At 72.7% G+C, this 14,521-nt stretch carries 15 protein-coding genes; 11 read left to right on the top strand and 4 right to left on the bottom strand.

Annotated elements, in window-relative coordinates; all coding sequences use genetic code 11:
- Position 1 precedes the first annotated feature (1 nt).
- A complete protein-coding gene (locus AB0M97_RS12595) occupies positions 2-949 on the top strand; it encodes an ABC transporter substrate-binding protein (protein ID WP_365960800.1) in 948 nt (315 codons plus the stop codon).
- Positions 950-952: 3 nt separating this feature from the next.
- Here the strand turns inward: AB0M97_RS12595 and AB0M97_RS12600 are convergent, their stop codons facing one another.
- Complete coding sequence (locus tag AB0M97_RS12600; protein ID WP_365960988.1) at positions 953-1,129, bottom strand: hypothetical protein; 177 nt, start codon at positions 1,127-1,129, stop codon at positions 953-955.
- Positions 1,130-1,288: 159 nt separating this feature from the next.
- On the opposite strand from AB0M97_RS12600, the gene AB0M97_RS12605 reads away from it, so the two are divergent.
- The 5 genes from AB0M97_RS12605 to AB0M97_RS12625 all read left to right on the top strand — a co-directional run bounded on the left by AB0M97_RS12605 (position 1,289) and on the right by AB0M97_RS12625 (position 6,342).
- Complete coding sequence (locus AB0M97_RS12605) at positions 1,289-1,624, top strand: hypothetical protein (RefSeq protein ID WP_365960801.1); 336 nt, start codon at positions 1,289-1,291, stop codon at positions 1,622-1,624.
- 15 nt (positions 1,625-1,639) lie between these two features.
- The gene (locus tag AB0M97_RS12610; protein WP_365960802.1) at positions 1,640-2,824 is read left to right on the top strand and encodes a glutathionylspermidine synthase family protein; all 1,185 of its coding nucleotides are present in this window, start codon (positions 1,640-1,642) and stop codon (positions 2,822-2,824) included.
- Between the two features lie 209 nt (positions 2,825-3,033).
- Positions 3,034-4,485: a glycine hydroxymethyltransferase gene (locus AB0M97_RS12615; RefSeq protein ID WP_365960804.1), complete on the top strand. Its 1,452-nt coding sequence runs from the start codon at positions 3,034-3,036 to the stop codon at positions 4,483-4,485.
- A gap of 98 nt (positions 4,486-4,583) precedes the next feature.
- Positions 4,584-5,597: a tryptophan--tRNA ligase gene (gene trpS, locus AB0M97_RS12620; protein WP_365960805.1), complete on the top strand. Its 1,014-nt coding sequence runs from the start codon at positions 4,584-4,586 to the stop codon at positions 5,595-5,597.
- A gap of 166 nt (positions 5,598-5,763) precedes the next feature.
- A complete protein-coding gene (locus AB0M97_RS12625; protein ID WP_365960806.1) occupies positions 5,764-6,342 on the top strand; it encodes a 2'-5' RNA ligase family protein in 579 nt (192 codons plus the stop codon).
- A gap of 15 nt (positions 6,343-6,357) precedes the next feature.
- On the opposite strand, the gene AB0M97_RS12630 is transcribed toward AB0M97_RS12625, so the two are convergent.
- The gene (locus AB0M97_RS12630; RefSeq protein WP_365960807.1) at positions 6,358-7,113 is read right to left on the bottom strand and encodes a decaprenylphospho-beta-D-erythro-pentofuranosid-2-ulose 2-reductase; all 756 of its coding nucleotides are present in this window, start codon (positions 7,111-7,113) and stop codon (positions 6,358-6,360) included.
- A 170-nt stretch (positions 7,114-7,283) separates the two neighbouring features.
- On the opposite strand from AB0M97_RS12630, the gene AB0M97_RS12635 reads away from it, so the two are divergent.
- Positions 7,284-8,198: a YihY/virulence factor BrkB family protein gene (locus tag AB0M97_RS12635; RefSeq protein WP_365960808.1), complete on the top strand. Its 915-nt coding sequence runs from the start codon at positions 7,284-7,286 to the stop codon at positions 8,196-8,198.
- Here the strand turns inward: AB0M97_RS12635 and AB0M97_RS12640 are convergent.
- Positions 8,146-9,441, bottom strand: coding sequence for a D-alanyl-D-alanine carboxypeptidase (locus AB0M97_RS12640; protein ID WP_365960809.1), 1,296 nt, complete (start codon positions 9,439-9,441; stop codon positions 8,146-8,148). The genes AB0M97_RS12635 and AB0M97_RS12640 overlap by 53 nt on opposite strands.
- 91 nt (positions 9,442-9,532) lie before the next feature.
- Here AB0M97_RS12640 and AB0M97_RS12645 point away from each other — a divergent pair, with 91 nt between their 5' ends.
- Both AB0M97_RS12645 and AB0M97_RS12650 read left to right on the top strand, forming a co-directional pair.
- Positions 9,533-9,772 (top strand): hypothetical protein, encoded by a 240-nt coding sequence (locus tag AB0M97_RS12645; RefSeq protein WP_365960810.1) that lies wholly within the window; start codon positions 9,533-9,535, stop codon positions 9,770-9,772.
- 21 nt (positions 9,773-9,793) lie between these two features.
- The gene (locus tag AB0M97_RS12650; protein ID WP_365960811.1) at positions 9,794-11,089 is read left to right on the top strand and encodes a metallophosphoesterase; all 1,296 of its coding nucleotides are present in this window, start codon (positions 9,794-9,796) and stop codon (positions 11,087-11,089) included.
- A 67-nt stretch (positions 11,090-11,156) separates the two neighbouring features.
- Here the strand turns inward: AB0M97_RS12650 and AB0M97_RS12655 are convergent, their stop codons facing one another.
- Positions 11,157-11,567 carry a VOC family protein gene (locus AB0M97_RS12655; RefSeq protein ID WP_365960812.1) on the bottom strand — a complete coding sequence of 137 codons (411 nt, stop codon included), beginning with the start codon at positions 11,565-11,567 and terminating at the stop codon, positions 11,157-11,159.
- A 79-nt stretch (positions 11,568-11,646) separates the two neighbouring features.
- Between AB0M97_RS12655 and AB0M97_RS12660 the strand changes: the two genes are divergently transcribed.
- Positions 11,647-12,039, top strand: a complete 393-nt coding sequence (locus AB0M97_RS12660) for a hypothetical protein (RefSeq protein WP_365960813.1) — start codon at positions 11,647-11,649, stop codon at positions 12,037-12,039.
- Positions 12,039-14,498: a DUF4132 domain-containing protein gene (locus AB0M97_RS12665; protein WP_365960814.1), complete on the top strand. Its 2,460-nt coding sequence runs from the start codon at positions 12,039-12,041 to the stop codon at positions 14,496-14,498. Before AB0M97_RS12660 ends, AB0M97_RS12665 begins: the two co-directional genes overlap by 1 nt.
- Positions 14,499-14,521 lie beyond the last annotated feature (23 nt).

The following is a 14,521-nucleotide window of genomic DNA, read 5'->3' on the forward strand; positions in this document are numbered from 1 at the left end:
CATGCGCCTGCGTACCACGGCCGTGATGGCCTCCCTGGCGCTGCTGACCGGCTGCGGCGCCGCCGACATGACCCGGCAGGCCTCGCCGTTCGCCAACGCCCGGGGCGCCGGGACGGTCACCCTGTCCGTCCAGTCCTGGGTGGGCGCCCAGTCCAACGTGGCCGTCGCCCAGTACCTGCTGGAGCACGAGCTGGGCTACCGCGTCGACACCGTCCAGGTCGACGAGGTCCCCGCGTGGGACGCGCTCAGCCAGGGCCGCGTCGACGCGATCCTGGAGGACTGGGGCCACCCCGACCAGGAGAAGCGGTACGTCCAGGACAAGAGGACCGTCGCGCGCGGCGGCGACCTCGGGGTCACCGGGCACATCGGCTGGTACGTCCCCACGTACTTCGCCGAGCGGCACCCGGACGTCACCGACTGGAAGAACCTCAACAAGTACGCCGAGCGGTTCCGCACCGCCGAGAGCGGCGGCAAGGGCCAGCTGATGGACGGCTCCCCGTCCTACGTCACCAACGACAAGGCCCTGGTGAAGAACCTGAAGCTGGACTACGAGGTGGTGTTCGCCGGGTCCGAGGCGGCGCAGATCACGCAGATCAAGCAGTTCGCCAAGGAGAAGAAGCCCTTCCTCACCTACTGGTACACCCCGCAGTGGCTGTTCGAGAAGGTCCCCATGACCGAGGTGAGGCTGCCGCCGTACAAGGAGGGCTGCGACGCCGACCCGGAGAAGGTGGCCTGCGCCTATCCGCACACGCCGCTGCAGAAGTACCTCAACGCGGACTTCGCGAGGAACGGCGGCAGGGCGGCGGAGTTCCTGCGGAAGTTCAGGTGGACGACCGAGGACCAGAACGAGGTCTCCCTGATGATCGCCGAACAGAAGCTGTCGCCCGAGGAGGCGGCGGAGAAGTGGGTGGACAGCCACGAGTCCACGTGGCGGGCATGGCTGTCCTGACCCTCACCGCCCCAGGGTGTCCGCGATGCCGCGCAGCGCCTGCGCGGCCCGCTCCTGGAGACGGGGCCCGAACGTGACGCGGCCTGATGCCCTGCGCGAGGCCGTGCGCACCGGCCGGCCGGCCCCCGGCACCCGGCTGCCCTCGTTCCGGGTGCTCGCCGCCGACCTGGGCGTGACCACTTCACGACCGTCCGATGCGGGGCAAACCGCCCCGAAACCCCGCTCGCAGGCGCCGGTAACCACCGGCCGCCCGCACACCCGCCCGCCCCCCTCCCTAGGCTTGCGGCCGGAAACCGGTCGGCCGGCCTCGGCCACGCACCACATGGGGGAGACCAGGACATGGCTCAGACACGGCGCCGGCTGCGCTCGAGCACGGTCGTACTCGGCGGCATGGGAGTCGTCGCGGCGGCCCTGACCTCCTGCGGATCGGACCCCGACCGCCGCTGCGTGGACCGCGACGACTACGACCCCTACGGGGGCTACGAGATCATCGACGACAAGTACTGCGAGTCCGGCGAATCCGGCGGCTCCTCCTACGGCTCCGGCACCAACGCCTCCTGGTACTACGGCGGCCGGACCCGCAACGGCCGCACCGGCGACGACGGCTCCTTCAGCCGCAGCGAGGCCGTCGACCGCGGCGGCTTCGGCTGCTCGGCCGGCAGCGGCGGCGGCTGAGCGGACCGGCCGGACATGGAACGCCGCACCGCCGAGCCCCGCCCCGGCTGGCAGCAGACCGTCGAGGAACAAGGGCTGATCTACCCGCTCACCCGCCACCCCGACGGCTCCCTGCGCCCCTACTGGGACGAGAGCGCCTACTACGTCTTCAGCCTGCCCGAGATCGAGGCGCTGGAGGAGACCGTCGAGGAACTGCACCGCATGTGCCTCGCCGCGGCGGCCCACATCGTCGCCGAGGACCGCTTCACCGACCTCGGCATCACCGACCCGCGCCTGGTCCGCGCCGTCACCGAGGCCTGGCACCGCCGCGCCGAACTCCCCTCCCTCTACGGCCGCTTCGACCTGCGCTACGACGGCACCGGCCCCGCCAAGCTGCTGGAGTACAACGCCGACACCCCCACCTCCCTGGTGGAGGCCGCCTCCCCCCAGTGGTTCTGGATGGAGGAACGCTTCCCCGGCGCCGACCAGTGGAACTCCCTCCACGAACGCCTCGTCGCCGCCTGGAGGAAACAGGCCCCCCTGCTCCCGCCCGGCAGCCCCCTGTACTTCGCGTACTCCGACGCCGACGAGTGCGGCGAGGACCTGATGACGGTCGCCTACCTCAAGGAGACCGCCGAACAGGCCGGCCTGGACACCGGCTGGATCACGATGGAGGAGATCGGCTGGGACCGGCTCTCCCGCCGCTTCGTCGACCACCGGCTCCGCTTCATCCGCAGCTGCTTCAAGCTCTACCCCTGGGAATGGCTCACCACCGACCGCTTCGCCGGGCACGTCCTCGACACCCTCGACAACGGCGGCGGCACCGGCAGCACCCTGTGGATCGAACCGGCCTGGAAGATGCTGCTCAGCAACAAGGCCCTGCTCGCCGTCCTGTGGGAGCTGTACCCCGGCCACCCCAACCTGCTGCCCGCCCACCTCGACGGCCCCCGCGACCTCGCCGCCACCACCGGCTACGTCGCCAAGCCCCTGCTCGGCAGGGAAGGCGCCGGCGTCACCGTCCACGAACCCGGCGCCGCCCCCGCCGTCCGCGACGAACCCTGCTGCTACCAGGAGCTCGCGCCCCTGCCGTCCTTCGACGGCAACCGGGTCGTCCTCGGCGCCTGGACGGTCGAGGACGCGTCGGCCGGGCTCGGCATCCGCGAGTCCTCCGGGCTCGTCACCGACGCGTACGCCCGCTTCCTGCCCCACGTGATCCTGTAGCGGGCCGCGCCCCGCCCGCATGGCGGACTCCCCGCCCGGCCCGCGGCCCCCGGCCGGTACGCTGGCCACGGGCCGTGACTGGCGTGCTGGGATGGGACCGACCATCGGGAAGCGGCCCCGGAAACCCGGCGACGGGTGGCCGTGCGAGTGCCGTGCGCCTGGGCCGAACCGTGAACCGTGACCGCCGACAGCCACGCCCGGAGGCCGACATGCCCGACCAGCAGCCCCTGTCCACCGAGTCCACCGCCTTCCGCGCCGCCCTCGACGTGATCCGCGCCGTCGAGCCGCGCGTCGCCGACGCCATCGGCCAGGAGGTCGCCGACCAGCGCGAGATGCTCAAGCTGATCGCCTCCGAGAACTACGCCTCCCCGGCCACCCTCCTCGCCATGGGCAACTGGTTCAGCGACAAGTACGCCGAGGGCACCGTCGGCCGCCGCTTCTACGCCGGCTGCCGCAACGTCGACACCGTCGAGTCCCTCGCCGCCGAACACGCCCGCGAACTGTTCGGCGCCCGCCACGCCTACGTCCAGCCGCACTCCGGCATCGACGCCAACCTCGTCGCCTTCTGGGCCGTCCTCGCCGACCGCGTCGAAGCGCCCTTCCTGGCGAAGACCGGCGTCCGCCAGATCAACGAGCTGACCGACGCCGACTGGGCCGAGCTGCGCCGCGCCTTCGGCAACCAGCGCATGCTCGGCATGTCCCTCGACGCCGGCGGCCACCTCACCCACGGCTTCCGCCCGAACATCTCCGGCAAGATGTTCGACCAGCGCTCCTACGGCACCGACCCGTCGACCGGCCTCATCGACTACGACGCCCTGCGCGCCCAGGCCCGCGACTTCCAGCCGCTGATCATCGTGGCGGGCTACTCCGCCTACCCCCGGCTGGTGAACTTCCGGATCATGCGCGAGATCGCCGACGAGGTGGGCGCCACGCTCATGGTCGACATGGCGCACTTCGCCGGCCTCGTCGCCGGCAAGGTCCTCACCGGGGACTTCGACCCGGTCCCGCACGCCCAGATCGTCACCACCACCACCCACAAGTCGCTGCGCGGCCCGCGCGGCGGCATGGTCCTGTGCGACGACTCCCTCAAGGACCAGGTGGACCGCGGCTGCCCAATGGTCCTCGGCGGCCCGCTCCCGCACGTCATGGCCGCCAAGGCCGTCGCCCTCGCCGAGGCCCGGCAGCCGTCCTTCCAGGACTACGCGCAGCGCATCGTGGACAACTCCCGCGCGCTCGCCGAGGGCCTGACGCGCCGCGGCGCCACCCTCGTCACCGGCGGCACGGACAACCACCTCAACCTGATCGACGTCGCCACGTCCTACGGCCTCACCGGCCGCCAGGCCGAGGCGGCCCTGCTCGACTCGGGCATCGTCACCAACCGCAACGCCATCCCGGCCGACCCGAACGGCGCCTGGTACACCTCCGGCATCCGCATCGGCACCCCGGCGCTCACCACACGCGGCCTCGGCACGGCGGAGATGGACGAGGTGGCGGGCCTGATCGACCGCGTGCTGACCGCCACGGAAGCGGGCACGACGAAGTCGGGCGCCCCCTCCAAGGCGTCCCACGCCCTGGACGGGAAGGTTTCGCAGGAGATCGCCCAGCGCGCCACGGACCTGGTGGCGGGCTTCCCCCTCTACCCGGACATCGACCTGGGCTGACCCGCCCCGTCCCGGCACGGGGAGCCGCGCGACCGGCCCGCCACGGTCCGCAGTTCCCCGTGCACGGACCCCCGCGGGCTCTCTGAGAGAATGGGGGCATGGCGAATGACCGACCGCGCGTGCTCTCCGGAATCCAGCCCACCGCAGGCTCGTTCCACCTCGGCAACTACCTCGGCGCCGTCCGGCAGTGGGTGGCCCTCCAGGAGACCCACGACGCGTTCTACATGGTCGTGGACCTGCACGCGATCACGGTTCCGCAGGACCCGCGGGACCTGCGGGCGAACACGCGCCTGGCCGCCGCCCAGCTCCTCGCGGCAGGCCTCGACCCGGAGCGCTGCACGCTGTTCGTGCAGAGCCACGTCCCCGAGCACGCCCAGCTCGCCTGGATCATGAACTGCCTCACCGGTTTCGGCGAGGCCTCCCGCATGACCCAGTTCAAGGACAAGTCCGCCCGGCAGGGCGCCGACCGCGCGAGCGTCGGCCTCTTCACGTACCCGATCCTCCAGGTCGCGGACATCCTGCTCTACCAGGCCGACGAGGTCCCGGTCGGCGAGGACCAGCGCCAGCACATCGAGCTGACCCGCGACCTCGCCGACCGCTTCAACGGCCGCTTCGGCGAGACCTTCACGCTCCCCAAGCCGTACATCCTCAAGGAGACGGCGAAGATCTACGACCTTCAGGACCCGACGGTCAAGATGAGCAAGTCGGCGTCCACCTCGAAGGGCCTGATCAACCTGCTGGACGAGCCCAGGGCCACCGCGAAGAAGGTCAAGAGCGCGGTCACCGACACGGACACGGTGATCCGCCACGACCCGGCCGCCAAGCCCGGCGTCAGCAACCTCCTCACCATCTACGCGACCCTCACCGGTACGGGTGTCGCCGAACTCGAGCAGAAGTACGCCGGCAAGGGCTACGGTGCGCTCAAGACGGACCTCGCCGAGGTCATGACCGAGTTCGTGACGCCGTTCCGGGAGCGGACCCGGCAGTACCTGGACGACCCGGAGACGCTGGACTCGATCCTGGCCAAGGGCGCGGAGAAGGCACGCGCCGTCGCCGCGGAGACCCTCTCCCAGACGTACGACAAGGTGGGCTTCCTGCCCGCCAAGCACTGAATCGCACCTGGCACACGCCTGTACCACCGGACAGCGCCGCACATCACGTCGGTTGCGCCTGCCCGCGGCACGGTCGTGGCCGTACAGTCGATAACCGGGCGACCGCACGGGCGGCCGGACCCGCTCGCCGGACGGCGAGCACCCGACGAGGACGACAGGAGACGACGTGGGGACCGTAACGATCGGTGTGTCGATCGCGGTCCCGGAGCCTCACGGCAGCGAGCTCCAGCAGCTGCGCGCGGGCTTCGGCGACGCCGCGGCTCACGGGATCCCCACGCACGTCACACTGCTGCCGCCGACCGAGGTCGACGCCGCCGCCCTCCCGGCGATCGAGGCGCACCTCGGCGAGGTCGCGGCGGCCGGCCGGCCGTTCCCGATGCGGCTGTCCGGGACCGGCACCTTCCGCCCGCTGTCGCCGGTGGTGTTCGTGCAGGTGGCGGAGGGCGCCGAGGCGTGCACCTGGCTGCAGAAGCAGGTCCGGGACGCCTCCGGCCCCGTGGCCCGCGACCTGCAGTTCCCGTACCACCCGCACGTCACCGTGGCGCACGGCATCGACGAGGCCGCCATGGACCGCGCCTACGAGGAGCTGGCCGACTACGAGGCCCAGTGGCCCTGCACCGGCTTCGCGCTCTACGAGCAGGGCGCCGACGGCGTGTGGCGCAAGCTGCGCGAGTTCACCTTCGGCAGCACGGTGGTGCCCCCGCAGGCCGGACACACCCAGCGCGGCCCGCTGCCCGCGCGCTAGCGGGTCGTTTCGGCCCTAGAGGGGCAGGCGGCGGAACACCGACCGCGGCAGGTGGCGCAGGACCGACATCACCACGCGCAGCGAGCCCGGCACCCACACCGTCTCCGAGCGGCGCCTCAGGCCCAGCTCGACGGCCGTCGCCACCGCCTCCGGCGTCGTCGCGAGCGGCGCCTCGGGCAGCCCGGCCGTCGCCCGGGAGCGGACGAACCCGGGCCGTACGACCATGACGTGCACGCCCGTGCCGTGCAGCGCGTCGCCCAGGCCCTGCGTGAAGGTGTCCAGCCCGGCCTTGCTGGAGCCGTAGATGAAGTCGGCGCGCCGGGCCCGCTCACCGGCCACCGACGACAGCACGACGAGGGAGCCGTGGCCCTGCGCCTGGAGCGCGCCCGCGCACACCAGGCCCGCCGACACCGCGCCCGTGTAGTTGGTCTGCACGACCCGCACCGCGTTCACCGGCTGCCGCTCGTCCTGCGCCTGGTCGCCGAGGACGCCGAAGGCGAGCAGCACCATGTCGATGTCGCCCTCGGCGAAGATCTTGCCGAGCACCGCCTCGTGCGACCCGGGGTCGAGCGCGTCGAACGCGACCGTGTGCACCTGGGCGCCCAGGCTCCGCAGCTCGGCCGCGGCCCCGTCCAGGGCGGGCGCCGGGCGGCCCGCGAGCCAGACGGTGCGGGTGCGGCGGGCGATCAGGCGGCGTGCGGTGGCCAGCGCGACCTCGGACGTACCGCCGAGGACGAGCAGGGACCGGGGGAGGCCGAAGGCGTCCTTCACGACAGCTCCTGGGGGTTGCCGGCAGACATGTCCGGTGACCGTATCGCCGCTGTACGGACATTTGGTCCCGTTACCTTCGGTATGTAGCCGAAATGGGTGATTAATGGTATGCCGCCTCCCGAGTCGGTCCCGGGACGCGTCGCGGCGCTGCCCGGGGGCACAAGCAGAGCGTGGACTGGCTGAAGAAGCTCCCTGTCGTCGGGCCGCTCGCCGCCCGGATGATGCGCACGCACGCGTGGCGGTCGTTCGAGCGGCTGGACCGCGTCAAGTGGTACCGGCTCGCCGCGGCGATGACGTTCACCAGCTTCGTCGCGCTGTTCCCGCTGCTGACCGTGGTCGCCACGATCGCCGCCGCCACCCTCAGCGGCAAGCAGCAGGACACCCTCCAGGACAAGCTCGCCGAGCAGGTGCCCGGCATCTCCGACCAGCTGAACATCGCCGGCCTGGTGGAGAACGCCGGCACCGTCGGCCTCATCGCGGCGGCCGCCCTGCTGTTCACCGGCATAGGGTGGGCCGGCTCCACGCACGAGTGCCTGCGCGCCGTGTGGGAACTGCCCGAGGAGGACGAGAACCCGGTCCTGCGCAAGGCCAAGGACGCGGGCATCCTCGTCGGGCTCGGCGGCGCCCTCCTCGTCACCATCGCCGCCTCCGCCGTCGCCTCCGCGATGGTCGGCTGGCTCACCCGGTGGCTCGGCATCGACGAGGGCGGCCTCGGCAGCGTCCTGCTCTACCTCGCCGCCTTCGCCGTCGCCGTGCTCGCCGACTTCCTGCTCCTGCTGTACGTCCTGACACTGCTGCCCGGCGTCCAGCCGCCGCGCCGCCGCCTGCTGGTGGCGGCGCTGACCGGCGCGATCGGCTTCGAACTGCTCAAGCTGCTGCTGAGCGGCTACATGCAGGGCGTGGCCGCGAAGAGCATGTACGGCGCCTTCGGGGTGCCGGTCGCCCTGCTGCTGTGGATCAACTTCACGTCCAAGCTGGTGCTGTTCTGCGCCGCCTGGACCGCGACGGGCAGCGAGGCCGCGCGGAAGGACGTCACGGACGCGTCCGGCGGCGGACCAGATCCGGCAGCGGCCAGCGGCGGTTGACCAGGAACCCGGCGCCCGAGAGCAGCACCAGCAGCCCGGCGGTGATGCCCAGCGCGATGCCGACGCCGCCGGAGTCGTCCTGCGCGGCGCCGGCCACCGGCTTGGTGCCCCCGGCGCCCCCGCCCGTCCCGCCGGCCTCGCCCGGGGTGCCGGCGACCGGCTGCGGGCTCGGCTGCGGGCTGGGCTGCGCGGCGCCCCTGGGCGGCACCAGCTCTCCCACCGGACGCACCTTGCCCGCCGCCTTGAAGCCCCAGTCGAGGAGGCGGGCGGTCTCCTTGTAGACCTGGTTGTGCCCGTCCTTCTCCGGGTGCATCACCGTCACCAGCAGCACCTTGCCGTCGCGTTCGGCGACGCCCGTGAAGGTGGCGCCCGCGTTGGTGGTGTTGCCGTTCTTGACGCCCGCGATGCCCGTGTACTGGGAGATGTCGTAGTCGCCGGTCAGCAGCCGGTTGGTGTTCTGGATCTCGTAGGTCTCCCGGACCTGCTTGCCCTTCTTGCCCTTCTTCGTCCGGCCGGGGAACTTCGCCGACAGCGTGGAGCAGTACTCGCGGAAGTCCTTCTTCTGCAGCCCGGACCGCGCGATCAGCGTCAGGTCGTACGCGGAGGAGACCTGCCCGTCCGCGTCGTAGCCGTCCGGGGAGACCACGTGCGTGTCGAGGGCCTGGAGCTCCTCGGCGTGCTCGTTCATCTCCCGGACGGTGTTCCCGATGCCGTTGTTCATCGCGGACAGCACCCGCACGGCGTCGTTCCCGGAGCGCAGGAACACCCCGAGCCACAGGTCGTGGACGGTGTAGGTCTCGTCCTCCTTTATGCCGACCATGCTGGAGCCCGGACCGATGCCGTCCAGGTCGGAGGGGGCGACCTTGTGCTTGCGCGTCTTCGGGAACTTCGGCAGCAGCGTGTCCGCGAACAGCATCTTCAGCGTGCTCGCCGGGGCCAGCCGCCAGTGCGCGTTGTGCGCGGCGAGCACCTCGCCGGACTCGGCGTCGGCGACGATCCACGAGCGGGCGGACACGTCCTTCGGCAGCACGGGCGCGTCGCCCGCCAGGCTCACCTGTGTGCCGGGCCGCCCGAGCAGGGCCCCGCCCACGCTCGACATGGTGGCCGGGGGAGTGGCCGACGGGCTGGCGGACGGTGACGGTTTCGGGGCCGCCGAGACGACGGGCGCGGTCAGCGCGGTGGACACAACGACGGCACAGGCGACCAGCGACGACCGGCGGGCGCTCTTCTTGGGTGCGGGCACGACCGAGAAGGTACCTGCACCGGCCAGGGATGTCCTGCCGCACGCCCCACCCCGGCCACGGAACCGGACACGCGACGGCGATACTGGGCGTATGAAGCTCAGCCGCCCCGTCTCCTGGTTCCTGCTCGCCTTCGGGGTGTGGAGCTGGGTCATCTGGGTCACTTTCGTCAAAAACCTGGTCAAGGACAGCAGCGGGCTCGCGTTCGACGACGGGGACCCGACGGGGTACTTCTGGGTCCATCTCCTGCTCGCCGTCGTGTCCTTCGTATGGGGGACGGTCATCGGGGTCATCGGGTTGCGCGGAATCCGCGCACTGCGCCGCGCGTCATAGCGGCTGAGGGGACACAACAGCGTGGTCATCGTCTTCGTGCTCGTCGCGCTGCTGGTGCTGGCCGTCATGGCGGTCGGCAACTGGTACGTGTGGCGGCGCCTGTTCCGCGACACCACCCGCGGCCCCGGCCCGGTGCGCCGGGCCGGCGCGGTGCTGGTCGCGGGCGGCTGGGTCCTCACGGTCGCCGCGTTCGTCGCCGAGCGCTCCGGCGCGCCGTTCCGGCTCCAGCAGGTGCTCGCCTGGCCGGGCTTCCTGTGGCTGGCCCTGTCGATCTACCTGCTGCTCGCGGTGGGGGCGGGCGAGCTGGTACGACCGCTGCTGCGGCGGTTCCTGGAGCGGCGCGCGCCGGCCGCCGAGTCCGGCACACGCGCGCAGACGCCGGTGCCCGCGGCGGCGGGCGCGCCGGGCGCCGCAGCGCCGCATCCGGACAGCGGGCCCGGGCCCGAGGCCGGTCCGGGGGGCGGTACCGGCACCTCCCGGACCTTGGCCGTGCCCTCACGGCGGCTGTTCGTCTCCCGGGTCGTCGGCGGCGCGGCGGCGGCAGCGGCCGTCGGGACCGTGGGCTACGGCACCTACGGCGTGCTGCGCGGTCCGAAGGTGAAGCGGGTGACCGTCCCACTGGCCAAGCTGCCGCGCGCGGCGCACGGTTACCGCATCGCGGTGGTCAGCGACGTCCACCTCGGCCCGGTGCTCGGCCGGGGCTTCGCACAGAAGGTCGTCGACACGATCAACGGCACGCAGCCCGACCTCATCGCCGTGGTCGGCGACCTGGTGGACGGCATGGTCGAGGACCTCGGCCCCGCGGCGGCCCCCCTCGCCCAGTTGCGGGCGCGGCACGGCGCGTACTTCGTGACCGGCAACCACGAGTACTTCTCCGGCGCCGAGCAGTGGGTCGAGGAGGTGCGGCGGCTCGGCCTGCACCCCCTGGAGAACGCCCGCCGTGAGCTGGCGCACTTCGACCTGGCCGGCGTGAACGACGTCCGCGGTGAGGCCGAGGGGCAGGGCCCGGACCACGCCAGGGCGCTCGGCGACCGGGACCCGGCACGCGCGTGCGTGCTGCTCGCCCACCAGCCGGTGCAGATCCACGAGGCCGTCGAGCACGGCGTCGACCTCCAGCTGTCCGGCCACACCCACGGCGGCCAGCTCTGGCCCGGCAACCTCGTCGCCGCCGCCGCCAACCCGACCCTCGCGGGCCTGGAACGCTACGGCGACACCCAGCTGTACGTCAGCCGGGGCGCGGGCGCCTGGGGCCCGCCGACCCGCGTGGGCGCCCCGTCGGACATCACGGTGATCGAACTGGCGTCGCGTCAGGCCTGACCGGTCCCGCTGCCCGCGCCACGCGCCCTTGGGCCCCGCGGTTCCGGGCGTCCACGCCGCCCGTGGGCTACGGCCGGCGCCCGAGTTCCGGGCGCCGCGAGTAGTCCGTGAACCCGACGACGTTGCCCCACGGGTCGGCGAACTCGGCGGTCCAGCCGGTCGCGGTCGGGAACGGCTCGTCCAGCGGCGGGATGCCCGCCGCGCGCACCGCACGGCAGGCCGCCCGGGCGTCGGGCACCTCCAGCCACACGCGCGTGGCGGGCCACGGCGGCGGGCGGTGCCCCAGGCCGTCCTCGGCGCGCAGCAGGATGCCGGGCGTCTCGCCGCCGACCTTGAGCAGCGCGATGCCGGCCTCGTCCAGCCGGAAGGCCACCGGGAACCCGGCCCGCCCGTAGAACTCCACGGCCCGGCCGAGATCCCCGACGGGCACCAGCACGTTGTCGAACCCGAGCAGTTCGTACGACTCCTCATCTGACATACCGTCAATGTAGGCCGATGATCGCCCGCGGCCGGTGATTGGCCGGTGATTGTCAGTGCTGGCTCGTACTGTCGGCGGCATGGCAATCGTGAGGTTCGTCGACGAGACGACTACGGGGGAGCGGCGCCCGGCCCGGGGGCTGGAGATCGCCGAGGAGCGGCTGAGCGCCCGGGAGCTGATCCGGCGCCGGGTGTTCCAGGAGGTCGCCGAGTTCAACGCGCGCACACCGGAGGTGTTCCAGGGACTGGTGCGGCCCGCGGACACCGAGCGGGTGCTCAACGGCTACGCGCTGCGCACACCCCGCCGGATAGACCCCGAGGCACAGACCGCGCTGGCCCTGAGGGCCTTCGCGGGCAACGGCTTCCTGGTACTGGTGGGGGACCGTCAGGTCACCGACCCGGACGAGGAGATCGACCTGCCGCTCGGCACGGAGGTCACCTTCCTGAAGCTCGTCCCGCTGGTGGGTGGCTGATGACCGGCACCGGTGCGCACACCACGCGGGTCCGCGACGGCATCCTCACCGGGGACATGGGCAAAGCCGCCGACGCGGCGCTGAAGGCGATGACCGACCCCGAGGGCTACTGGGGCGGCGCCTGGGACGGGCTGCTCGACGCCCTGCGGAAGCTGTCCGGGGAGCAGCGCCGCCGACTGGTGCACGCCCTCGCGGACCGCTTCCCGCTGGTCGGCGAGGACACCGAGCAGCGGTGCAGCGCGCTCGCGCTGTACTCCTTCGTCGCCAGGGGCCTGGACGAGGACCCGCTGGCCGGGGAGCGGCGCAGGGCACTGGAGGACCTCGGGCGGCGCCACTCCTTCTGGCACGCGTCCCGGTTCGACGTGCTGGCCCGCGCCGAACGCGCCGCGGGCCGGGAGCTGCCGCCGTCCGTCGTCGCCGTCGTCCGCCGCTCCGCGCTGGAGGCCTACCGCGCGGACGAACTGACCGGGCTGGCCGAACAGCTCACCGAGCCCGTCCTCAACGTCGGCGAGGCATGGGCCGACCGGGCCATCGAGGACGCCGGCGGCGGCTGGCGGGCCCTGCTCGCCCACGCGCTCACCGCCACCGCCTCCAGACCGACCGCCAAGTGGGACAGGCAGGCCCAGGCCCTCGCCGACGCCCTCGGCACCGACCGCGTCCGCACCACCGTCCTGACCTGGCTCGGCCTCGTCGGACGCCCGCGCACCCTGCCGCTGGAGGTGGACACCTACGCGACGCACCTCAACAGCGTCTACGACCCGTACAACGCGACCGCGCTGCGCGGTCTCGCCTGGCTGCTGTCGCTGCTGCCCCCGCACCCGGACACGGCCCGCGCGCTCGGCGCCCTGGTGGAGACGTCCCTGAAGAAGATCGCCGGCCACGGCCCGCGCAACCCGAAAATCGCCAACGCCGGCGTCGTCGCGCTCGCCCGCGTCGACAGCGAGGCCGCCCTCGCCGAACTGGCCCGGCTCGCCGCCCGGGTGACGTACAAGAGCACCGCCAGGCTCATCGACGGCGCCCTTCAGGCGCGGGCCGCCGCGCTCGGCCTGAGCCGCGAGGAGATCGAGGAGCTGGCCGTGCCCGCGTACGGGCTGACGGAGGTCGGCCGCGCCGAGCGCACCCTCGCAGACGTCACCGCCCTGCTCGACATCCGCGGCACGAAGGCGGTGCTGACCTGGCGCAACGCGAGCGGCAAGGCCGTCAAGAGCGTCCCCGCGGCCGTGAAGCGCGACCACGCCGAGGAGTTGACAGGGCTCAAGGCCACCGTCAAGGACCTCGACAGGATGCTGTCGGCGCAGAGCGAGCGCCTGGACCGCCAGTTCCTGGCCCGCCGCACCTGGGCCTACGCGGCCTGGCGCGAGCGCTACCTCGACCATCCGCTGGTCGGCACCCTCGCCCGCCGCCTGCTGTGGACGGTCGACGGCACGACGGCCGGCTTCGCGGACGGCGCCCTGCGCACCCTCACCGGCACCCCCGTCACCGAGGGCACCACCGTCGAGCTGTGGCACCCCGTCGGCCACGACCCGGCCGAGATCGTCGCCTGGCGCGACTGGCTGGAACGGCACGGCATCACCCAGCCGTTCAAGCAGGCCCACCGCGAGGTGTACCTGCTCACCGACGCCGAGCGCGCCACCCGCACGTACTCCAACCGCTTCGCGGCGCACGTGCTGCGCCAGCACCAGTTCCACTCCCTGACCGCGATCCGCGGCTGGCGCAACAAGCTCCGCCTGAGCGTCGACGACGAGGCGCCGCCCGCCACCCGCGAACTGCCCCAGTGGGGCCTGCGCGCCGAGTACTGGATCGCGGGCGACGGCGACGCCGGCCACCAGGACCTCACCGACTCGGGCACCTTCCTGCGGCTGCGCACCGACCAGGTCCGCTTCTACCCGGCCGGCGCCCCGGAGAACTCGGCGCACTGCTGCGGCGGCCCGTACCGCATGTGGCTGCGCGACGGCGCCGACCCGGTCGAGCCGGTCCCGCTGGAGGACGTCCCGCCCCTGGTACTGTCCGAAGTCCTGCGCGACGTCGACCTGTTCGTCGGCGTGTCCAGCGTCGGCAACGACCCGACCTGGCAGGACGGCGGCCCCGGCGGACGCTTCCGCGAGTACTGGACGTCGTACGGCTTCGGGGAGCTGAACCAGAGCGCCGAGACCCGCCGCGCGCTGCTGGAACGCCTGATACCGAGGCTCGCCATTGCCGGCCGGTGCACCCTGGAGGGCCGGTTCCTGCACGTGCGGGGCGAGCGGCACACGTACAAGATCCACCTGGGCTCGGGCAACATCCTGATGAGCCCGAACGACCAGTACCTGTGCATCGTCCCGAAGGCGGACCCGGCCGCCCCGGGGACCGGCTACCTGCCCTACGAGGGCGACCGCATGCTGGCCGTGATCCTCAGCAAGGCCCTGATGCTGGCCGACGACACGAAGATCACCGACCCGACGGTCCTCAGCCAGCTGTGACCGCGCCCGGGGCCCCGCCCGCA

This window comes from Streptomyces sp. NPDC051207 (genome assembly GCF_040682395.1).
Taxonomy (GTDB): domain Bacteria; phylum Actinomycetota; class Actinomycetes; order Streptomycetales; family Streptomycetaceae; genus Streptomyces.

Coding starts and splice junctions, on each gene's coding strand:
- AB0M97_RS12595 (WP_365960800.1), top strand. CDS start 2: ATGCGCCTGCGTACCACGGCCGTGATGGCCTCCCTGGCGCTGCTGACC.
- AB0M97_RS12605 (WP_365960801.1), top strand. CDS start 1,289: ATGGCTCAGACACGGCGCCGGCTGCGCTCGAGCACGGTCGTACTCGGC.
- AB0M97_RS12610 (WP_365960802.1), top strand. CDS start 1,640: ATGGAACGCCGCACCGCCGAGCCCCGCCCCGGCTGGCAGCAGACCGTC.
- AB0M97_RS12615 (WP_365960804.1), top strand. CDS start 3,034: ATGCCCGACCAGCAGCCCCTGTCCACCGAGTCCACCGCCTTCCGCGCC.
- trpS (WP_365960805.1), top strand. CDS start 4,584: ATGGCGAATGACCGACCGCGCGTGCTCTCCGGAATCCAGCCCACCGCA.
- AB0M97_RS12645 (WP_365960810.1), top strand. CDS start 9,533: ATGAAGCTCAGCCGCCCCGTCTCCTGGTTCCTGCTCGCCTTCGGGGTG.
- AB0M97_RS12655 (WP_365960812.1), bottom strand. CDS start 11,567: ATGTCAGATGAGGAGTCGTACGAACTGCTCGGGTTCGACAACGTGCTG.
- AB0M97_RS12660 (WP_365960813.1), top strand. CDS start 11,647: ATGGCAATCGTGAGGTTCGTCGACGAGACGACTACGGGGGAGCGGCGC.
- AB0M97_RS12665 (WP_365960814.1), top strand. CDS start 12,039: ATGACCGGCACCGGTGCGCACACCACGCGGGTCCGCGACGGCATCCTC.